This is a genomic window from Cupriavidus numazuensis (assembly GCF_905397435.1).
Taxonomy (GTDB): Bacteria; Pseudomonadota; Gammaproteobacteria; order Burkholderiales; family Burkholderiaceae; genus Cupriavidus; species Cupriavidus numazuensis.
The window spans coordinates 87517-107705 of the sequence record NZ_CAJPVI010000001.1; the positions used below are offsets into that span (position 1 = coordinate 87517).

22 protein-coding genes and 1 tRNA gene are annotated in these 20189 nt (G+C 64.3%); 9 read left to right on the forward strand and 14 right to left on the reverse strand.

Annotated elements, in window-relative coordinates; all coding sequences use genetic code 11:
- Position 1: 1 nt before the first annotated feature.
- Genes KHO41_RS00405 through KHO41_RS00415 form a run of 3 tightly spaced genes read right to left on the reverse strand, consistent with a single transcriptional unit; the run spans position 2 to position 2484 of the window.
- Positions 2–382 carry a cupin domain-containing protein gene (locus tag KHO41_RS00405; RefSeq protein ID WP_211951337.1) on the reverse strand — a complete coding sequence of 127 codons (381 nt, stop codon included), beginning with the start codon at positions 380–382 and terminating at the stop codon, positions 2–4.
- A gap of 48 nt (positions 383–430) precedes the next feature.
- Positions 431–1912, reverse strand: coding sequence for a 4-hydroxyphenylacetate 3-hydroxylase family protein (locus tag KHO41_RS00410; protein WP_211951338.1), 1482 nt, complete (start codon positions 1910–1912; stop codon positions 431–433).
- A 44-nt stretch (positions 1913–1956) separates the two neighbouring features.
- Entirely contained in the window at positions 1957–2484 is a 528-nt protein-coding gene (locus KHO41_RS00415; protein ID WP_211951339.1) for a flavin reductase family protein, read from the reverse strand.
- 364 nt (positions 2485–2848) lie between these two features.
- Here KHO41_RS00415 and KHO41_RS00420 point away from each other — a divergent pair, with 364 nt between their 5' ends.
- Positions 2849–4072 carry an IscS subfamily cysteine desulfurase gene (locus KHO41_RS00420; protein ID WP_211951340.1) on the forward strand — a complete coding sequence of 408 codons (1224 nt, stop codon included), beginning with the start codon at positions 2849–2851 and terminating at the stop codon, positions 4070–4072.
- A 20-nt stretch (positions 4073–4092) separates the two neighbouring features.
- Here the strand turns inward: KHO41_RS00420 and KHO41_RS00425 are convergent, their stop codons facing one another.
- Complete coding sequence (locus tag KHO41_RS00425) at positions 4093–4644, reverse strand: MarR family winged helix-turn-helix transcriptional regulator (protein ID WP_244873668.1); 552 nt, start codon at positions 4642–4644, stop codon at positions 4093–4095.
- A 113-nt stretch (positions 4645–4757) separates the two neighbouring features.
- On the opposite strand from KHO41_RS00425, the gene KHO41_RS00430 reads away from it, so the two are divergent.
- Positions 4758–5333 carry a hypothetical protein gene (locus KHO41_RS00430; protein WP_211951341.1) on the forward strand — a complete coding sequence of 192 codons (576 nt, stop codon included), beginning with the start codon at positions 4758–4760 and terminating at the stop codon, positions 5331–5333.
- Between the two features lie 218 nt (positions 5334–5551).
- Here the strand turns inward: KHO41_RS00430 and KHO41_RS41760 are convergent, their stop codons facing one another.
- The 8 genes from KHO41_RS41760 to cysS form a co-directional block, all read right to left on the reverse strand.
- The gene (locus KHO41_RS41760; protein ID WP_211951342.1) at positions 5552–6064 is read right to left on the reverse strand and encodes a BON domain-containing protein; all 513 of its coding nucleotides are present in this window, start codon (positions 6062–6064) and stop codon (positions 5552–5554) included.
- Between the two features lie 39 nt (positions 6065–6103).
- Positions 6104–6307 (reverse strand): hypothetical protein, encoded by a 204-nt coding sequence (locus tag KHO41_RS00440; protein ID WP_211951343.1) that lies wholly within the window; start codon positions 6305–6307, stop codon positions 6104–6106.
- 250 nt (positions 6308–6557) lie between these two features.
- A tRNA-Ser gene (locus KHO41_RS00445) sits at positions 6558–6651 on the reverse strand.
- Positions 6652–6786: 135 nt separating this feature from the next.
- Positions 6787–8037 carry an aspartate kinase gene (locus KHO41_RS00450; RefSeq protein ID WP_211951344.1) on the reverse strand — a complete coding sequence of 417 codons (1251 nt, stop codon included), beginning with the start codon at positions 8035–8037 and terminating at the stop codon, positions 6787–6789.
- 120 nt (positions 8038–8157) lie between these two features.
- Positions 8158–9612 carry a tRNA lysidine(34) synthetase TilS gene (gene tilS / locus KHO41_RS00455; protein ID WP_244873669.1) on the reverse strand — a complete coding sequence of 485 codons (1455 nt, stop codon included), beginning with the start codon at positions 9610–9612 and terminating at the stop codon, positions 8158–8160.
- Positions 9578–10549, reverse strand: a complete 972-nt coding sequence (locus tag KHO41_RS00460; protein ID WP_211951345.1) for an acetyl-CoA carboxylase carboxyltransferase subunit alpha — start codon at positions 10547–10549, stop codon at positions 9578–9580. Before KHO41_RS00460 ends, tilS begins: the two co-directional genes overlap by 35 nt.
- 115 nt (positions 10550–10664) lie before the next feature.
- Positions 10665–11435: a DNA-3-methyladenine glycosylase family protein gene (locus KHO41_RS00465; protein ID WP_211951346.1), complete on the reverse strand. Its 771-nt coding sequence runs from the start codon at positions 11433–11435 to the stop codon at positions 10665–10667.
- The gene (gene cysS / locus KHO41_RS00470; RefSeq protein WP_211951347.1) at positions 11420–12808 is read right to left on the reverse strand and encodes a cysteine--tRNA ligase; all 1389 of its coding nucleotides are present in this window, start codon (positions 12806–12808) and stop codon (positions 11420–11422) included. The genes KHO41_RS00465 and cysS overlap by 16 nt, the downstream gene beginning before the upstream one ends.
- A 243-nt stretch (positions 12809–13051) precedes the next feature.
- On the opposite strand from cysS, the gene KHO41_RS00475 reads away from it, so the two are divergent.
- The 4 genes from KHO41_RS00475 (at position 13052) to KHO41_RS00490 (ending at position 15767) form a co-directional block, all read left to right on the forward strand.
- Positions 13052–13702, forward strand: coding sequence for a tetratricopeptide repeat protein (locus KHO41_RS00475; protein WP_211951348.1), 651 nt, complete (start codon positions 13052–13054; stop codon positions 13700–13702).
- A 78-nt stretch (positions 13703–13780) separates the two neighbouring features.
- Entirely contained in the window at positions 13781–14368 is a 588-nt protein-coding gene (locus KHO41_RS00480) for a peptidylprolyl isomerase (RefSeq protein ID WP_211951349.1), read from the forward strand.
- 24 nt (positions 14369–14392) lie between these two features.
- The gene (locus tag KHO41_RS00485) at positions 14393–14893 is read left to right on the forward strand and encodes a peptidylprolyl isomerase (RefSeq protein ID WP_211951350.1); all 501 of its coding nucleotides are present in this window, start codon (positions 14393–14395) and stop codon (positions 14891–14893) included.
- 76 nt (positions 14894–14969) lie between these two features.
- A complete protein-coding gene (locus tag KHO41_RS00490; protein ID WP_211951351.1) occupies positions 14970–15767 on the forward strand; it encodes a UDP-2,3-diacylglucosamine diphosphatase in 798 nt (265 codons plus the stop codon).
- A gap of 45 nt (positions 15768–15812) precedes the next feature.
- Here KHO41_RS00490 and cysE read toward each other — a convergent pair whose 3' ends face one another.
- Both cysE and KHO41_RS00500 read right to left on the reverse strand, forming a co-directional pair.
- The gene (gene cysE / locus KHO41_RS00495) at positions 15813–16556 is read right to left on the reverse strand and encodes a serine O-acetyltransferase (protein ID WP_211951352.1); all 744 of its coding nucleotides are present in this window, start codon (positions 16554–16556) and stop codon (positions 15813–15815) included.
- A gap of 261 nt (positions 16557–16817) precedes the next feature.
- On the reverse strand, positions 16818–17696 hold the full coding sequence (locus KHO41_RS00500) for an RNA methyltransferase (RefSeq protein WP_376988934.1): 879 nt from the start codon (positions 17694–17696) through the stop codon (positions 16818–16820).
- A 179-nt stretch (positions 17697–17875) separates the two neighbouring features.
- Here KHO41_RS00500 and KHO41_RS00505 point away from each other — a divergent pair, with 179 nt between their 5' ends.
- From KHO41_RS00505 to ppk2, 3 genes are all read left to right on the forward strand, one after another.
- The gene (locus KHO41_RS00505) at positions 17876–18700 is read left to right on the forward strand and encodes an inositol monophosphatase family protein (protein ID WP_211951354.1); all 825 of its coding nucleotides are present in this window, start codon (positions 17876–17878) and stop codon (positions 18698–18700) included.
- A gap of 166 nt (positions 18701–18866) precedes the next feature.
- Positions 18867–19082 (forward strand): YdcH family protein, encoded by a 216-nt coding sequence (locus KHO41_RS00510; protein WP_211951355.1) that lies wholly within the window; start codon positions 18867–18869, stop codon positions 19080–19082.
- 2 nt (positions 19083–19084) lie between these two features.
- Positions 19085–20179 carry a polyphosphate kinase 2 gene (ppk2, locus tag KHO41_RS00515; protein WP_244873671.1) on the forward strand — a complete coding sequence of 365 codons (1095 nt, stop codon included), beginning with the start codon at positions 19085–19087 and terminating at the stop codon, positions 20177–20179.
- Positions 20180–20189 lie beyond the last annotated feature (10 nt).

Genomic DNA, 20189 nt, shown 5'->3' on the forward strand with positions numbered 1-20189 from the left:
ATCAGGCCGGGTCGTAGTAGTGGATTTCCAGCAGCATGCAGCCCGTGTTCGACTTGAACGGGCCGTGGAATGCGCCGGGCGGGCGGCATGCGTAGGTGTTGGGTACGAACGCTTCGCCACCCTCGCCTTCCGCGTCGTTGCCAACAGTCAGGTCGCCGCTGATGAGGTAGACCTCTTCCCAGTACTCGTGCACGAACGGCTTGGTCGTGAAGACACCCGGCTCGAAGCGCAGCAGGCGCGTGCGGCTGCCGCTGCGGCCCGGCTCGTCGAGTTCGCCGGACAGGATCTTCTGCTGGATGCCGGCCGGATAGCCGTGCGGCACTTCCCAGCCGGACTGCAGGTCCAGCGTGTGGAATTCGTCGTGAAGCTTGTTGATCGCCATGATCATCTCCTTGTGGGGTGGATCTTCAGTAGGGGGGAAGGACCGGCCTCAGGCAGCGCGTGCGGTGGCGCCCAGTTCCGCTTCGAGCGAATAGCTGCCGAGCATGTTGTCGACGAGGTGCGCGGCGCGTTTCCAGTCGTACGTGCGGTAGGCATGGCCCTTGGTGACGAAGGACGCGCCGGCATAGAACATCTCGTACTGGTTGTGGCGCGATGCGAACTCGGAACCCACGGCGTCCCACGCGAGCTTGAAGAACTTGACGCGCTCTTCCGGGCTGCAGACCGGTGACTTCTGCGTCTTGCCGATGATCTCGGCCAGCACCGGGTTGGCGAAGTCATCGATGCTGGAGGGCAGCATGATCATGCCGCCGCCGGCCAGCTCGCGCAGCGTGTTGAGCACCTTGGCGTAGAGCTGCTGTGTGAGCACCTGCGAGCCGTACAGCATGCTGCGGTCCGGCACGTAGTAGCCGTTGACCATCTGGCCCTTGGCTTCCATCGCATAGACCCACGCTTCCACCATGCCAGCCTCGGCGGCCAGTTGGCCGAGCATCTCCTTGACCTGCGGGAAATTGCTGGTGCCGTTGACTTCGGTGATCTTGTGCGCGATGCCGACCAGGAAGCGCAGCTTGACCATCAGCCGCACCTGGCACTGGTAGTTCTGGTAGCTGTGCGCCGGCGTGGCGTGGAACTGCTTTGCGCACATCGCGACATTGCCGGCGACGAAAACGCGCTCCCAAGGCACCTTCACGTCGTCGAAATAGAGCACCGCGTCGTTCTCGTCGTAACGGCTCGCGAGCGGGTTGTCGAACACCGACGTCGCGTTGGCCTCGTATGACTTGCGCGACATCACCTTCAGCCCCTTGGTGTTCATCGGGATCGCGAACGACAGCGCATACATCTCGTCGCCTTCGCGCAGCGGCTGGATGCAGCTGCAGAACACCTCGTTGGCCATGATGCCGCTGGTGGCCAGCATCTTCGCGCCGCGCACGGTGATGCCTTCCGCGTCCTGGTCGACAATGCCCACGGCCAGGAACTTGTCTTCCTGCTCATGCGCGGACTTCGACTGGTTGGCCTGCGGGTTCACGATCACATAGGTCAGGAACAGATCGTTGTCACGCGCATAGCGGTAGTAGTCGCGCAGCGCGCCGGCACGTTTCGGATCGGCCTGCTCGAACACATCGATACCCATGTACATGCCCGAAATGCACGATGCGACGTGATCGGGCGAACGGCCCATGAAGCCGTAGTGCAATTCGGTCCAGGCCTCCAGTGCATCGCGGCGCTGCACCAGTTCGTCGTAGCTCGTTGGCAGTTGCCAGATCCGGCTGACCTGGTTGGGTGAGCCCTCTGGCTGGAATGTCATCCGGTCGAGGTTCTCTGGCCGCGCCTGGAAGTCATAGAGACTCGCGTAGCTGCCGATCGAATTGCGGAAGGCGGGATGCGTGGTGACATCGGTCACGCGCCTGCCGTCCAGATAGACTTCGCGTCCATCGCGCAGCATAGCGATATGCTGGGTACCGGTCTTGACCATGTTCTTTCTCCTGGTGACTGCTGGATTGGGTGCTTGTGGTGGAATCAGGCGGCAGCCGGGCTGGGATCCAGCGCGCGGTATTTGCCGCCAAAGAAGATCAGGGGGCGCCCGTCCTGCCGGGCCTGGTGGCGAATGACGCGTCCGATGAAGATCACGTGGTCGCCGCCATCGTGCTGTGCATACGGCTCGCACTCGAACGTGGCCAGCGCATCGGGCAGCAGCACGTGGTTCGCCGCATCGCGTGCGCCGAAGTCGATGCCTTCCCACTTGCCCGAGTTCGCACGGGCAAAACGGTTCGAGATATCCTGCTGCGCCTCGGCCAGCACGTTCACCGCGTAGCGCGGCGTCGCGCACAAGTCGTCCAGGCTCTGGCAACGGCGGTCCACCGAGAACAGGATCAGCGGCGGGTCCAGCGACACGGAATTGAACGACGCCACCGTGATGCCCACAGGCGAGCCCTGCTCCCGCGGCGCGGTGATGACGGCGACACCGGTGGCGAACATGGCCAGCGTGCTGCGGAAATGGCGTTGGGCATCGGGATCGATACCGCCCACAACGGATGACTCAGACATCACTACTCCTACGCATGTTGTCGACCTGACTCGTTTGCTTTCGTTGTTAGCTTTGTTTGTTAGATATTATTCAACGCTAATAAATTTGGCTATTCAAGTTAGTGGAAACACCTAGGCGACGGATGCAAGCTGTGTCAACGGCGAAAACATGCATCCCGGAAAACCTTTCCAGACAAGGATTTCCGGGCTTTTTCGACTGACCGGCGAGCCGTGGCGTGCGTGTGCCGATGACCGGACAACAACCCTATCGCCGGCATGGAGCGTCGGAAATTTTCGCGATCCCGGTGCTAGACTCGGCCCGCGCCATCGCACGAGCCTTCGTTCGCCGCGTGCCCCGTCCTACCGACACCAGAGCAGAAACATCATGCAAGCCGAGCCCCAGACCTTCCCGATCTATATGGACTACAGCGCGACCACGCCGGTCGATGTCCGCGTCGTCGAGAAAATGGTTCCCTTCCTGCACCAGCACTTCGGCAACCCGGCCTCGCGCAGTCATGCGTATGGCTGGCACGCGGAAGACGCCGTGGAAACCGCACGCGCCCATGTCGCCGCGCTGTTGAATGCCGATCCGCGCGAGATCGTCTGGACCTCCGGCGCAACGGAGGGCAACAACCTCGCCATCAAGGGTGCGGCGCATTTCTACCGTGGCAAAGGGCGACACATCATCACGGTGAAGACCGAGCACAAGGCCGTGCTCGACACTTGCCGCGAACTCGAACGCCAGGGATTCGAGGTAACGTATCTCGATGTGCGCGAAGATGGCCTGATCGACCTCGATGCACTGCGCGGCGCGATGCGCCCGGACACCATCCTGGTGTCGGTGATGATGGTCAACAACGAGATTGGCGTGATCCAGCCAGTGGCGGAAATCGGGGAGATCTGCCGCGCCGAGGGCGTCGTTTTTCACTGCGACGCGGTGCAGGCTGCCGGCAAGATTGCAATCGACCTTGAAGCGCTCAAGATCGACCTGCTCACCGTGACCGCGCACAAGGTCTACGGTCCCAAGGGCATCGGCGCGCTATACGTGCGCCGCAAACCCAGGATCCGGCTCGAAGCGCAGATCCACGGCGGCGGTCACGAGCGCGGCATGCGTTCGGGCACGCTGCCGGCGCACCAGATCGTCGGCATGGGCGAAGCGTTCCGGATTGCGCGGCTTGAACTGGAGGAGGAAGCGCGCCGGGTCGGCGCGCTGCGCGACAGGCTGCTCGCCGGCCTCACGCAGCTTGAAGAGGTCTACGTCAACGGCAGCCTTGCGGAGCGCATCCCGCACAACCTGAACGTCAGCTTCAATTATGTCGAAGGCGAATCGCTGATCATGGGGATTAAAGGCGTGGCGGTGTCATCGGGCTCGGCGTGCACGTCGGCGTCTCTGGAGCCGTCATTCGTGCTGCGTGCGCTTGGCCGCAGCGACGAACTCGCGCATAGCTCGATCCGCTTCACACTGGGCCGTTTTACGACGGAGGCGGAGGTCGACGAGGTCATCCGCGTTGTCAACGCTACGGTAGGCAAGCTGCGTGAACTGAGCCCGCTGTGGGACATGCACAAGGAAGGCATCGACCTGCGCACGATCCAGTGGGCCGACCACTGATGGTGGCGGCGCGGCGCCGGCTATCCTGCCTGCCGGCGCGCGTGCAGGTGATCGAGATCGAGCGCAGCGCGGTCCCCGTTGGCGACGAGGCGATCGACGATGGAGCACAGCACCTTGAACTCCGTGCGCGTGACGCCGTCGAACAACACGTCGTTGATGCGCTGCTGCACAGGCAGCAGTTCACCAAGCAGCCTGGTGCCGGCTGGCGTGATCGTCAGCCGCATCTTGCGACGGTCCTCGGGGTCCGCCTTCTTGTCGATCAGGCCGAGCTTCTTGAGCTTGCCGGTTTCGATCGTGATGAAGGGCCCGCTCAGGTGCAGGTGATCGGCAAGCTGGTTCACGGTCACGTCGCCCTGCTGGGACAGGTGCGCGATCGACCGGATCAGCGAATACTGTACGCCGGTGAGTCCGATCAGGCTGCCGAAGCCATCGCGCACCGTGAGCAGGCGCGCTGCAAAGGGCAGCAGGCCATTGACGAGATGGCGGAACTCGGTATCGGAGCCGTCGACGAGGCAGGCCGGATTGGTGATGGTCAGGGTCTTGCTGGACGTGCTGGACAATTTGGACGCCACGGTATGCTCCACTTAGCTTTTTAAGCAAGCTTTGCATCAAATTCTAGCAAACGTGCGCAACCGGTATCGGAACAGCCCGCTACCCGCGCCTCTTCCTTGACCTGGAGATCATCGTGACCACGATCGCACCCGCTGCGGCAGAAGCCTTGCTGAATCAGTACATCGAAGCCAAGGACAACAATCAGCCCGACATCATCCACCAGGCGTTCGCGCTAGATGCGTCGCTGACGATTTCACTCAATACCGACGCCATCAGCTTTCCGTCGAAGACGGAAGGCGCAGCGGCCATCGCGAAGACGCTCGTATCGGACTTTGCGCTCACCTTCGACCGTTGCCGCACGTACTACCTGGGCGATGCTCAATCATGGGAAGACGGCGCCATGACGATCCCGTGGCTGGTCGCCATGCGCGAGACGGCGGCAAGCAAGTTGCGCGTTGGCCGCGGCTACTACCGCCTGAGTTTCACCGGGACGGACGAGCACCCCCGGATCGCGAGCCTGCACATCCATATCGACCGCATGGACGTCATCGATGATCCGGGCGCCGAGGCGCTGGCCATGTTGCAAACCTCCCTGCCCTATCCGCGCCTGGCCGTTGCGGATCTTGAGGCCGGATTCAGCCAGCTGGTGGCGAACCGGCCGGCGCTCGAAATCCTGCGCGTATTTGCAGAACCCGCGCCACTGCGTTGACTATGCGCAGCGTCCAGCGCGCGGGACTGCATTACCGCACAGCTCCGTCAGGTGTCTAACGCGTCGGCAGACGCCACCCAGTGGGTTGCCGGGCACGCGGCCGGGAAGTGGCGCCGGCCATGCGCGATTGCAGGTTTGACCGGAAGCGCTGCAAGTATTGCAATGGGAATACCACGGCAACGCTGCCGTGGTATTCAAGTGGTAGTCGCCTCAGCAGATCAGCGCGGCGTGGTCGCGTCGGGGGCACCTCTGCCCGGCGACGTGGTACCGCCATAAGAGTCGGCACCGCCGGCGGCAGTGCCCTTGCCGGTTTCAAGGCCGCCGGCATAGCTGCTGGCGGACGAGCCCGTCGAGCTTCCGCTGGCGCTCAAGCCGCTTACATGCTCCGCGCCGGCCACGTTCTGGCTTGCCGTTTGCCCGGCCTTGCCCAACTGCCCTGCCAGCCCATACTGCGTGCGCTGCGCAGCGGCGCCGTCCATGGAAGCTACGCGGATACGGTTGTCGACATCCTTGACGCCGAGGACATGGTCCGCAATCTCCTCGATGCAGTACTTCTGCCAGCGATCTTCCACCGTCCCGCTCAATGCCACCACGCCGCTGGACACCGTGACCTCGACGTCGTGGACATCCAGTCGGTCCGAATAGGCCAGGCGGCCACAGAGATCGTCGTGAATGCGTTCATCCGAACGGACATAGCCCTTGGGGCCCGTGATGCGCTGTTCCTGTTCCATGGGTTCATGCTCCCGTCTGCGTGGACATCAAGCAGCCGCTCAGCGTTGGCGCTTGGGCGGCGTATCGGGGGTGGACTGGTGCTGCTTGCCGGGATTCTCGTTCTTGAATCCGCCATAGCTGCTCTGGCCGGGATCCTCGCTGCGGCTGCGGATCTCGTTCGCCTTGCGGTCGGTGCGCACACCTGGGTTGGTGTGCGCGGCGGTGCTGCGCTCGCGGGGCTTGTGGTCCTTGCTGGAAGTCATACCTTTCTCCGCTGTTGGACATTGACAGCGAAGGCAGCAAGGAGTGTGCCGGTGTACCGCGTGCGCGGTAGCGTATCGAAGATGTGGGGAGAGCACGCGCCACAGACGAGCTGCGCATGCACGCGTGTCCGATGCATTGCACTGTCTGAATTTGCGTCGAAGTGATGCGCCCACCGAAAAAACAGCCGCACAAAAAACAAAACCCCGGAAGACCGCGATCTTCCGGGGTTCGCCGCCAATACAGATGTAGTGGCGGAGACGGAGGGATTCGAACCCTCGATCCAGGTTTTGGCCCAGATGCTCCCTTAGCAGGGGAGTGCCTTCGACCTCTCGGCCACGTCTCCCAAACTTGCGTTGTTCGAGGGAGCCGAACAACGAAGCGCAAATTCTAGCGACACCTTCCTGGTTAGTCAACGAAAAATCGATAACTCAACACAAAAATTCTCGGCGTCGCCAGAAGTCCTTACCTTTCGAACGGATCAGGCCTGTTCCAGTTCGAACGCCTTGTGCAGCGCGCGCACGGCGAGTTCCATGTACTTCTCGTCGATCAGCACCGAGATCTTGATTTCCGAGGTGGAGATCATCTGGATGTTGATGCCCTCTTCCGACAGGGTGCGGAACATCTTGCTGGCGACGCCCACGTGCGAGCGCATGCCCACGCCCACCACCGACACCTTCGACACCTTCGGGTCGCCCGAAACGTTGGCGGCGCCAACGTGCGGCTTGACGCTGTCGGTCAGCAGGGTCAGCGTGCGCTGGTAGTCGCCGCGCGGCACGGTGAACGTGAAGTCGGTCTTGCCGTCCACCGACTGGTTCTGGATGATCATGTCGACGTCGATGTTGGCGTCGGCGACCGGGCCCAGGATCTGGTAGGCGATGCCCGGCTTGTCCGGCACGCCCAGAACGGTGATCTTGGCTTCGTCACGGGCGAAGGCGATGCCCGAGATAACGGCGGCTTCCATGTTGGAATCTTCCTCAAAAGTGATCAGCGTGCCCGAGTTGATTTCGTTCTCGAGCGGCATAAGCGGGTCGGTCAGCGACGAGAGTACGCGGGTCTTCACGCGGTACTTGCCGGCGAACTCCACGGAGCGGATCTGCAGCACCTTGGAGCCGAGGCTGGCCATTTCCAGCATTTCTTCGAAGGTGATCTTGTCCAGCCGGCGCGCGTCTTCGACCACGCGCGGATCGGTCGTGTAGACGCCATCCACGTCGGTGTAGATCAGGCACTCATCGGCCTCGATCGCGGCGGCGATGGCCACTGCCGAGGTATCCGAGCCGCCACGGCCCAGCGTCGTGATGTTGCCGTCGTCGTCGATGCCCTGGAAGCCGGTGATCACCACCACGCGGCCCGCGTCGAGATCGGCGAGGATGCGCTCGTCGTCGATCGACTCGATACGCGCCTTGGTATAGGACGAATCGGTCTTCACCGGCACCTGCCAGCCCGTGTAGCTGACCGCGTCGATATTTTCGCCATGCAGCGCGATGGCCAGCAGCGCGACGCTGGCCTGTTCGCCGGTCGAGGCGAGCATATCCAGCTCACGCGGATTCGGCTGTGCCGAAATTTCCTTGGCGAGTCCCAGCAGGCGATTGGTTTCGCCTGACATGGCCGAAGGCACCACGACTACGCGGTGACCGGCGCGGTGCCACTTGGCCACGCGCTTGGCGACATTCTTGATGCGTTCCGTGGAACCCATCGAAGTGCCGCCGTATTTGTGAACGATGAGAGCCATCTTCTTGTCGACGCCAGCGATTGTGCAAAGCTCTTGAAAATACACGAACCGCGACCATCAGGCAAGGCGCAGTGGCTTTGCGAGGGGATGGAATGTGATGTTGACGCTGAAAAATGCTGGCTAGTTGCTGCGTGTGCAAGCGGCTGCCTGCACCCACTCGACACGCCAGCGCGGCGCGTGCGGCGCGGCTGTCCAGCGCCGGTGCATGCCTAGTCCTGCCGCCATGACAAGTGTGTCGCCGGCCCACAGCAGCGGCAGCCAGCACCTGCGCCAGCGCGGTACGCCGGCCTCCTGATAAGCCTGCTTGAGCGCGCGCGCCGGGCCGCCGGGCCGCAGCACGATGCGCTCGCCGCCAGTGCGCTGCGCGATCCGCAGCGGCTGCTGCAGCACAGCCTCCGGCACGCCGAACGTATCGTCACGCGTGAAGCGCAGTTCGCCGCGCCACGCGGGTACCACGATGCGCGGCTCGCCGCGCCAGGTCAGCACCTGCGCCGCCGGAAGCGAATCCGGCTCGCGCACGCAGGCCAGCACCCTGCCCTGAAATCTGCGCAGCACCAGGTCGTCATGGGCGATGGCCGGCTCGCCACCGCCGTGGTCGAGCAACTGTTCGCGCATGGCTGCCAACCGGGCCGTGGATGGCGCGCGTGCGCCGAGGTCGCGCAGCCAGAGACGCAGCACGGCATCGGCATGGGAGCCAGGTAGCGCGCGCAGCCCTCGCAGGTCGAGTTCCGCAAGCGTGTCGGGATCGCGTCCGGGCGCGGCCAGCCGCGCCAGTTCGGTGCCCGCGAGATCATCGAGCATGCGGGCTGCCTGGGCAAAGTGCGTGGCGGCCTGGGCAACGCTCGCGCGCAGTGCCGGGAAATCCCGCTCCAGCAGCGGCAATTGCGCACGCAAGGCATTGCGCGCATAGCGCGTGCTGTCGTTGGACGGGTCATCGATCCAAGCAAGCCCATGGACGGCGCAATAGCTGTCGATGTCGGCGCGCGGCACTTCCAGCCACGGCCGCAACAGCATGATGTCGGCCGCCTCATCGAGCTTTCGCATCGCGGGCATGCCGGCCATACCGGCCACGCCCGCGCCGCGAAAGAGCCGGAGCAGCACGGTTTCGACCTGGTCGTCGAGGTGGTGCGCGAACAGCAGCAGGCGTGCACCGCTCGCACGGCACATGTCGCCGAGTGCCTCGTAGCGGGCGCGGCGGGCAGCGGCCTCGATGCCCTCCCCCGTGCCGGCCTGCACCGACACGCGGCGCACGAAGTAACCGAGGTCACAGCGCGCGCACAGTGCCGCACAGAATGCATCCCACTCATCGGCCTGGGCTTGCAGGCCATGGTGGACATGCAGGGCGACCACGCGGGCCGGCAGGCGCCACGCGGACACGGCCGCCTGCGCGGCATGGAGAAGCGCCACCGAGTCGCGGCCGCCCGACAGCGCCACGGCCACCACCATGTCGGTAGCGCTTGCGCCCGCCCCGCCAGAAACAACAAAGGCCGCACTGGCCTGAAGAGCCTGTGCGACCTTGTCGGTCAGGCGATCGGACGGATCACTCCTGGGCGCCGGTTTCCTTGAACTTGCCATAGGCCAGCAGGCGCTCGTAGCGGCGCGCTTGCAGCTCCTTCACGCTCACGCCCTGGAACTGGCGCAAGGATTCGGCCAGCGAACGCTTTAGCATGGCGGCCATGCCCTTGACGTCGCGATGGGCACCGCCCAGCGGCTCGCTCACGATCTTGTCGATCAGTCCCAGCGCCTTCAGGCGATGCGCGGTCAGTCCGAGCGCTTCCGCGGCTTCCGGGGCCTTCTCGGCGGTCTTCCACAGGATCGACGCGCAGCCTTCGGGCGAAATCACTGCGTAGGTCGCGAATTGCAGCATCTGCACCACGTCGCCCACGGCAATGGCCAAGGCACCGCCCGAGCCGCCTTCGCCGATGATGGTGGCGATCAGGGGCACCTTCAGGCCGGCCATCACATACAGGTTGTGGCCGATCGCCTCCGATTGGCCGCGCTCTTCGGCGTCGATGCCGGGGAACGCGCCCGGCGTGTCGACGAACGTGAAGATCGGCAGGCCGAACTTGTCGGCCAGTTCCATCAGGCGCTTGGCCTTGCGGTAGCCCTCGGGCTTGGGCATGCCGAAATTGCGCAGGGCGCGCTCTTTCGTGTCACGGCCCTTCTGGTGGCCGATCACCATGCACGACTGGCCGTTGAAGCGGGCCAGGCCGCCGACGATCGAAAGGTCGTCGGCAAAGGTGCGGTCGCCATGCAGCTCGTGGAAATCGGTAAAGATTTCGCGCACGTAGTCGAGCGTGTACGGGCGCTGCGGATGGCGGGCAATCTGCGCAACCTGCCACGGGGTCAGGTTGGCGTAAATGTCTTTGGTCAGCTGCTGGCTCTTGCCGGCCAGCCGCGAAATCTCTTCGGAAATATCGACAGCCGAATCGTCCTGCACAAAACGCAGTTCTTCGATCTTTGCCTCGAGTTCGGCAATGGGCTGCTCAAAATCCAGGAAGGTGGTTTTCATAAAATCACACGTACCTGTCTGTGAAGGGGCGCATTCTACCGGAATTTAGCCGCTATCTTTGCGCCGGGCAGATAGCCTTTACTGCACCTGCAGCTACTTTTTCTTACGGCTATGCCTAATACGTCACCGGCAGCGGATCGAGACTCCGCCACATATACCATGTGGCTACCGTTCGCCAGGGCTCCCAGTTTGCCGCGACTTCGCGCGCTTCGCTACGGGTCACGGGCTCGCCGCTGAAGTAATTTGCCGAAATCGCATTGATCAGCCCGATGTCGTCCAGGGGCAGCACGTTGGGCCGCATGAGGTTGAACATCAGGAACATTTCGGCCGTCCAGCGACCGATGCCGCGGATCTGCGTCAGTTCGGCGATAACCGCTTCATCGTCCATCACCGCCCATTCATTCACGTGAACGCGACCGGCCTTGAAGTGGTCGGCCAGGTCGGTGATGTATTCCGCCTTGCGGCGCGACAGCCCGCACGCAGCCAGCTTCTCCGGACCCGCTCGCAGGAACTGTGCCGGCGTCAGCTTGGGGCATGCGGCCACCAGCCGCTCCCAGACCGATTGCGCCGCCTTGACGGAAATCTGCTGGCCGACGACCGAGCGCGCGAGCGTGATGAATGGATCCCCGCGCGACACCAGATGCGCCGGACCATAGGTCGGGATCATCTTGCGCAGGATCCGATCGCGCTTCATCAGGTCGGCGCAGGCCTCATCCCAATAGGCTGGACGCACGGCGTCGATGACGGTCTCGACCGGCAGCGGCAATGCCTCGGCCTCCGGCAGCGCGACCTTCCCTTCCTTTGCGCTGCCCTTGGCGGCACGGGCGCTGGTGGTCTTGGACGGTGCGGCGGGCTTGCGCGCGGCAGCGTTCAAGCACGCCTCCATTCGGTCGCGCCGCCCGGCTTGTCTTCCAGCACGATGCCCGCGGCCAGCAGTTCGGCGCGGATGCGGTCCGCTTCGGCGAAGTTGCGCTCGGCCTTGGCAGTTTTGCGCGCAGCAATCAGTGCTTCGATTTCATCCGGCGTCGGTCCGTCGGACTTCTTGCCACCTTGCAGGAACGTGTGCGGGTCGCGTTCGAGCAGGCCCAGCGTGCCGGCCAACCCCTTGAGCTGGCGAGCGGCCACGGAAGAGCCGGTACGGTTGACTTCGCTGGCCAGGTCGAACAACACGGACACCGCGATCGGCGTGTTGAAGTCATCGCACATGGCTTCGGCAAAGCGCTTTGCATGCGCCTCTTCCCAGTCCACGGCATAGCCGCCGGGCTGCGTGTCCTTGAGCGCCGTGTAGAGCCGGGTCAGCGCATGGCGTGCGTCGTCGAGGTGCGCATCGCTGTAATTCAGCGGGCTGCGGTAGTGCGCGCGCAGGATGAAGAAACGCACGACTTCCGCGTCGTATTCCTTCAGCACTTCGCGGATGGTGAAGAAGTTGCCGAGCGATTTCGACATCTTCTCGTCATTCACGCGCACAAAGCCGTTGTGCATCCACATATTGACGAACGGCTTGCCGCTCGCGCCTTCGGACTGGGCGATCTCGTTCTCGTGGTGCGGGAACTGCAGGTCGGCGCCACCGCCGTGGATGTCGAAATGCTCGCCCAGCAGCGTGCAGCTCATGGCCGAGCATTCGATGTGCCAGCCCGGGCGGCCCATGCCCCACTTCGAATTCCACTTGCTTTCAGGCGGCTCGCTTTCCTTGGCCGACTTCCACAGTACGAAATCGAGGGGGTCCTGCTTGGCGTCGTTGGCGGTCACGCGTTCGCCGGCGCGCAGATCTTCCAGCGACTTGCCGGACAGCTTGCCGTAGCCGTCGAACTTGCGCACCGAGTAGTTCACGTCGCCGTCGGTGGCTTGATAGGCCAGGCCCTTGGCTTCCAGCTTGCCGATCAGGTCCAGCATCTGCGGCACGTAATCGGTCGCGCGCGGCTCGTGGTCGGGGCGCACGATGCCCAGCGCGTCGGCATCCTCATGCATGTACTGGATGAAGCGCGTGGTCAACTGGCCAATGGTCTCGCCGTTTTCGGCGGCGCGGCGGATGATCTTGTCGTCGATGTCCGTGATGTTCTGGACAAAGGTCACGTCATAGCCCGCGGCGCGCAGCCAGCGATGCACCATGTCGAACACCACCATCACGCGCGCGTGGCCAACGTGACAGTAGTCGTACACGGTCATGCCGCACACATACATGCGGACTTTGCCCGGTTCGATCGGCACGAAAGGCTGTTTCTCACGCGCGAGCGTGTTGTAGATGTTCAGAAGCTGCATGAAGCAATGTGTGTGATGTGAGGTGACTGCCGGCATGCCGCCGCCCGGCCCTGGATCCTTCACGGGCGCCAAGCGGTAGCGCACGCGCGCAAACACCGGAGCCCCATATCTTACCGGAAGCGCCTTGCCCCCACCCATGGCGAACGGCCGCCTGGCGCGAACACGGTGCCGCAGCGCGCACGTGCGTCGTACCGGCGGTGGCGCTTTGCTAGAATGCCGCGGAGTATAACGGACCCATTCTCGATGAGCCTGCCCCTGCCCTCCCGGCGCCTCGCCCCGGCGCGCCGCGCCATGACCGCACTGGCCGTGCTTGCCGCGCTGGCAGGCACCGCCCATGCGCAGAACGGCCCGCTGTCCCTGGCAGCCCCGACCGCACCGCCCTCGGGCCCGCGCTCGGCCGATCCCGGGATGAACAAGGCAGAACGCGCCGCCGCCGATAAACGCTACGACGAAGCCATCTCCGGCTTCGACCGCGTGCTGGCCACCAACCCGCGCAATGCGCAGGCCCGCTTCGAGCGCGCCTGGGCCATGGCCCAGGCCGGCCGCGAAGACCAGGCAATCCAGGCTTTCGCCGAGATGGCGCAGGACTTTCCCGAACTGCCCGAGCCGCACAACAACCTGGCGCTGCTCTACGCGAAGCGCGGTGATCTGAAGCGTGCCGAGGCCGAGCTGATCCTCGCCACGGAGGTCAAGCCAGACTTCGCCATCGGGTACACCAACCTCGGCGACGTCTACCGCCGCCTGGCCGAGCAGTCCTATGCCGAAGCGCTGCGCCGCAACCCCGGCGACGCGCGCGCCGGAGCGGCCATGCGGCAGCTGCGGCCGGCCGGAAGCCAGCCGAAGCCGGCCACCCCGTCGGTGACCGCCCCGGCCAGCGCTCCTGCCGCGCGCTGACACCCGCTACCAGACATTGCTTCCGCCGCCGGGCCGCCAAGGCCCGGCGCAATCATCAAGACTACCGGAGCCTCAGTCATGATCCGTTCCCGCCGCATCCTCCTGGCCGGCCTGAGCGCCGCCGCGCTGGCGCTGTCCGCATTGCCGTCCATGGCACAGCAGACGCAGAAGGCCGAACGTGTGCAGTTCGTCACCAGCCAGGGCAAGTTCACCGTCGAGGTCTATCCCGACGCGGCGCCCAAGACCGTCGCCAACTTCATGGAATACGTGAAGAGCGGCTTCTACACCGGCACCATCTTCCATCGCGTCATCAATGGCTTCATGGTTCAGGGCGGCGGCTTCGACCGCGAGATGAAGGAAAAGGCCACGCGCGCGCCGATCCCGCTTGAGGCGCAGAATGGCCTGAAGAACAAGGCCGGCACCGTGGCCATGGCACGCACCGCAAACCCGAACTCTGCCACCGCGCAGTTCTTCGTCAATGTGGTGGATAATCCGAATCTCGACTACCCGCAGCCGGACGGCAACGGCTACGCAGTATTCGGCAAGGTGGTCGAAGGCATGGATACGATCGAAAAGATCAAGAACGTGCCGACCACGGCCTATGGCCCCATGCGCAATGTGCCGGCCACGCCCATCGTGATCGAGTCAGCCAGCATCATTCAATAATCACCACCGTACAGAGGAATGCCCATGTCCAAGGTCCAGCTCCACACCAACCAGGGTGTCATCACCATTGAACTCGACGCCGAAAAGGCTCCGAAGTCGGTCGAGAATTTCCTGTCGTATGTCCGCAAGGGACACTATGACAACACCATCTTCCACCGCGTGATCAAGAATTTCATGGTCCAGGGCGGCGGCTTCGAACCGGGCATGAAGCAAAAGGGCACTGACGCCCCGATCGAGAACGAAGCCGGCAACGGCCTGAAGAACGACAAGTACACCGTGGCCATGGCGCGCACCAACGCGCCGCATTCGGCCACGGCCCAGTTCTTCATCAACGTGGTCGACAACGACTTCCTGAACTTCAGCTCGCCGACCCCGCAAGGCTTCGGCTATGCCGTGTTCGGCAAGGTCGTCGAAGGCACCGACGTGGTCGACCAGATCAAGGGCGTGCGCACCGGCAGCTCAGGCTTCCACCAGGACGTGCCGCTGGAAGACGTCGTGATCGAAAAGGCCGTGGTCGTCGAGTAAGCCCAAGACCCATGTCTTGCGATTGCGGCTTCATGCACCCTTCCCTGCCGACAACCACATCGACCAGGCCGCGCGCATGACCGCAATCCCCACCACGCCGGTGGCCGGTCCCCTCGAGGTACAGGCGCCGGCGTGGTTCATTTCCGATCTGCACCTGACGCCAGGCATGCCGCGCACGCTGGCCGCGTTCGAGCGCGTGCTCGAACGCGCCGCCACCGAAGCGCGCACACTATTCATCCTTGGCGATTTCTTCGAATTCTGGGTCGGCGACGAAGAAACCAGCTCGCCGTTCGCCGCACGCGTGGCCACGGCGCTGCACACGCTGGCAGCACGCGGCGTGCCGGTCTACCTGATGCACGGCAATCGCGACTTCCTGCTCGGGAAGCGCTTTGCCGCCGCGGCGGGGGCTACCCTGCTGCCCGACCCGACCGTCATTCTGTGCGCCGGCCAGCGCGTGGTGCTCAGCCATGGCGACATGCTGTGCACCGACGACGAGCGCTACAACCGTTTCCGCCGTTGGACCCGCAAGCGCTGGGTGCAACGCGTATTCCTCGCCCTGCCGCTGTCCGCACGGCTGGGCGTGGCCCGTCGGCTGCGAGCCGACAGCGAAGCCGGCCGCCAGCGCCGGATCGAGCAAGGCCAGCCGACCCATGTCGTGTACGGAGATGCCTCGCCGGCTGCGGTGACGGCCCTGCTTGAGGCCAGCGATGCCCGGCTGCTCGTACATGGCCATACCCACCGGCCCGCACGGCATCAGGACGCCGCCGGCGTGCGCTGGGTGCTGACCGATTGGGATCTTGATGGCAGCCAGCCGCGCGCTGCGGTGCTGCAACTCGACGAAGGCGGCTTTCACGTGCTGCCGCAGACGACATAAGGGGCAGCCTCGGCTGCCCCTGTTTCTTACTACGTCGCCTGTCGCCTACTTCATCAGCCTGCGCAATTCGCTGGCATCGAAGCGGTCGTTCGGCGTGTTCTCGAGATGCTCGCCCAGGCGGTCGAGCGCGGCGAGCACGGTCTCGATACGATCATTCTGCTTGGCCGCATTGTCGATCAGCCCCTTGAGCGCGAGCGACACCGGATCATCCGCATTAGGCGTGATGCCGTAGGCGGAGAACTCCTGCTTCGCACCCTGCTGCGATGTCGGCGCATCGGGCAGGATGATACGCGCCGGAATGCCCACCGCCGTCGCACCGGGAGGCACGGGCTTGAGCACCACCGCATTGGAGCCCACACGAGCGCCATCGCCGACCACGAAACCGCCGAGCACCTTGGCGCCTGCACTGACCACCACGTTGGCGCCCAGCGTGGGATGCCGTTTCTGGCCCTTGTACAGCGACGTACCGCCCAGCGTCACGCCCTGGTAGATCGTGCAGTCGTCGCCGATCTCCGCGGTCTCGCCGATCACCACACCCATGCCATGGTCGATGAATACGCGACGGCCCAGCTTGACCGCAGGATGGATTTCGATGCCGGTGAGAAAACGCGACCAGTGCGAGATCCAGCGTCCAAGCCAATGAAAACCGCCATTCCAGCAGGCGTGGGCAAAGCGGTGGAACACCACGGCATGCAGGCCGGGATAGCAAGTCAGGACTTCAAGGCGGCTGCGCGCAGCGGGATCGCGCAGCATGATGGTGTCGATATCTTCCTTCAGACGAGAGAACATCTTGGTCGTGTCGTGTTGCCGCGCCGTGCGCCAGCCGCGACGGCATCTGCCGTGGGCTCGGTCGCCGGCGTGGTCATTGGCCGGTGGAAACGGGATCAGGGAGTGTAAGAGATTTGCGGCCCCGATGCCGTCAGGGACATTGGCTTCGACGCGGGTTCAACATCGCCCGGACAGGGACGCGCGGCCAGCCACCGGCCTGCGTGCGCCGCGGCGCGTCGCAGTGGGGAAACTCGGTGACTGGGCCTGGTTCTGCGTCACTGTTCAATGTTCCTCTTGCTGGGCCGGTTTGGACGGCCCTGATGGTTCTGGCTTGGTGCTACCGCCTCGCACGGCGACCAGCATATGCTTGGCGATGCCGCGCAGGATATTCACTTCCTCGCGCTCGAGCCCGGCACGTGCAAGCATCCGTCGCAGCCGCGTCATCAGCTTGCGCGGGTGGCCCGGATCGAGAAAGCCGATCGCTTCCAGCCCCTGCTGCAAATGGCCGAACATCGATTCGACCTGCTCCGCCGTCGCTGGCTCACCAGCATAGCCGATATTGCCACTGTCGTCCGGCGCGGCCTGCGCGCGGTCCAGCAGCGCCAGGCGCATCTCGTAGGCAATGAGCTGCACGGCCTGGGCGAGGTTGAGCGAGGCATAGACCGGATTGGCGGGGATATGCGTCACCGCCACGCAGCGCTCGACGACCTCGTTGGGCAGGCCGTAGCGCTCGTTGCCGAATACGAATGCGATCTCGTCCCCGGCCCGGGCAGCCAGCGACTCGGCACCGCGTGCGGCAGCGTCACGCGGCAGCAGCCGGGGCGGGCCGAACTCGCGTTGCCGTGCGGTCATCGCCACGGTCTGCGTGGCCCCCTCCAGCGCGGCTTCGATGCTGTCGACGATCAACGCGCCGGCCAGCACGTCGTCAGCGCCGCTGGCCATGGCCACAGCATCCGGGTGCTCGCGCACGCCAGGCTCACGTGGCGAGACCAGCACCAGGCTGCCAAAGCCCATGGTCTTGATCGCGCGCGCCACCGAGCCGACATTGCCGGGATGGCTGGTTTCGACCAGCACAAAGCGCACGCGGGCGAACATGCCGTCCGCAGGCATGGCCAGCGCGGCCGTTCCGGCGGCCTGGCTCGTCTCGTTTGCCGGGTTCATATACAATTCAGCTTCTTCTTCGGCGCGGCGCCGATATTTTGCTTGCCAGCGAGACGCTTGCAGCACATATGGCGACGCCCCACGTTCTTCTACAATTCGTTGTGTTGTCAGCTGCCCGGACCCCGGTGCGCGAAATCGTTCGCGCCCTGGCGAAAATCCGGTGCGGCCTGGAGAGATTCATGCATCCGATGCTCAATATCGCCATCAAGGCGGCCCGCAAAGCGGGTTCCATCATCAACCGCGCGTCCTTCGACGTCGATCTGGTGCGCGTTTCGCGCAAACAACACAACGATTTCGTGACCGAGGTCGACAAGGCTGCCGAAGCGGCGATCATCGAGATCATCCGCACTGCCTACCCCGAGCACGCCATTCTAGCGGAAGAGTCCGGCCAGTCCTGGGCCGAAGGCGATGACAGCCACGAGTACACCTGGGTGATCGACCCGCTCGACGGCACCACCAATTTCATCCACGGCTTCCCGCAGTACGCGGTTTCCATCGCCCAGTTGCACCGCGGCGTGCCCGCGCAGGCCGTAGTCTACGATCCGACCCGCGACGAGCTGTTCACCGCCAGCAAGGGCACGGGCGCGTTCCTGAACAACCGCCGCATCCGCGTCACGCGCCGCGACAAGCTGGCCGACTGCCTGATCGGTACCGGCTTCCCGTTCCGCGACATGGAAGGCGTGGACGAGTACCTGGAAATCTTCGCGCTGATGACGCGCAGCTGCGCCGGCCTGCGTCGCCCGGGCGCCGCCGCGCTGGACCTGGCCTACGTGGCCTGCGGCCGCCTGGACGGCTTCTTCGAAAGCGGCCTGAAGCCGTGGGACATGGCTGCCGGCATGCTGCTGATCACCGAATCGGGCGGCCTGGTCGGCAACTACGCCGGCGAAGCCCGCCAGATGGAACAAGGCGAAGTGCTGGCAGGCAACCCCAAGGCCTTTGCGCAGATGGTTCGCCTGCTGTCGCCGTACTCGCTGGACAACGCCAAGCCTGCCACCACGGCCTGAGCCCCGCCGGCTTGAACGCAAAAACGCAAGAATGCCCGCCACTCCGGCGGGCATTTTTGTTTGGGCGCGGCCCGCGACGTCGGGCCGCGATGATCCACGTCAAGGTCGCTGCAACGGTGCTTGCTCAGAATGGGAATGCCATAGCACATTTCTGAGGAGGCCCCGCATGTTCCCTGAGTACCGCGACCAGATTTCCCTGCTGAAGACGCAGGACGCCCACTTCGCACGGCTGTTCGACCGCCACAACCAGCTGGACCAGGAAATCCACAATATGGAGGCCGGCATCCTGCGCGGCACGTCCATGGAGATCGAGCGACTCAAGAAGGAAAAGCTTCAGCTCAAGGACCAGCTCTACGTCATCTTGCGCAAGACGCAGGCTTGATCATGGCAGGAACCAACCAAGACACCAGCGCGGCCGACGCAGTCCGCGCCACCGCACGCGGCGACGTGCTGCCCACCAATACGGCCCGCTCGGCCGAGCGCAACGAGGTGAACGATGCCATCGGCGCCGCCGTTCAACTCGCGGCGAACAGCATGCAGGACGTGCTTGCCCATCAGGACAAGGACAGCGTGCTAGATTCGATCCGCGCACTGATGGACGGGCTGTCGCCCGACGAGGCCGGCCAGTTGCGCAGCCTGATCCTCGAAGGCGATCCGGGCGCCTGGCAGGCCGGCCGCAACCGACATCCGGACGAAGAGCTGTCTGCCGCCTGGCGCGACGGCGCGTATCCGTACCAGAACCTGATGTTGCGCCGCAACTACGAGAAGCAGAAGTACCGCCTGCAGGTCGAACTGCTGAAGCTGCAGGCCTGGGTGCGCGAATCCGGCCAGCGCGTCGTGATCGTGTTCGAAGGCCGCGACGCGGCTGGCAAGGGCGGCACCATCAAACGCTTCATGGAACACATGAATCCGCGCGGCGCGCGCGTGGTCGCACTGGAAAAACCCACGGAGTCCGAACGCGGCCAGTGGTACTTCCAGCGCTACGTGCAGCACCTGCCATCCGCCGGCGAGATCGTGCTGTTCGATCGCTCCTGGTACAACCGCGCGGGCGTGGAGCACGTGATGGGCTTCTGCTCGCCGCAGGAGTATCAGGATTTCCTGCAGCAGGCCCCGGAGTTCGAGCGCCATCTGGTCCGCAGCGGCATCCACCTGTTCAAGTTCTGGTTCTCGGTCAGCCGGCACGAGCAGCGCCGCCGCTTCAAGGAACGCGAAGTCCATCCGCTCAAGCAGTGGAAGCTGAGCCCCGTCGATATCGCCTCACTCGACAAGTGGGATGCGTACACGCGCGCCAAGGAAGCGATGTTTGCCCATACGGATACCGCCGATGCACCGTGGACGGTAATCCGCTCGGACTGCAAGAAGCGCGCGCGCCTGAATGCGCTGCGCTTCATCCTGTCGCGCTTTCCTTACGGCAACCGCGACACCACGGCGATCGGCCAGCCGGACCCACTGATCGTCGGACGCGCACTCGCCAACTGACCAGTCCTTC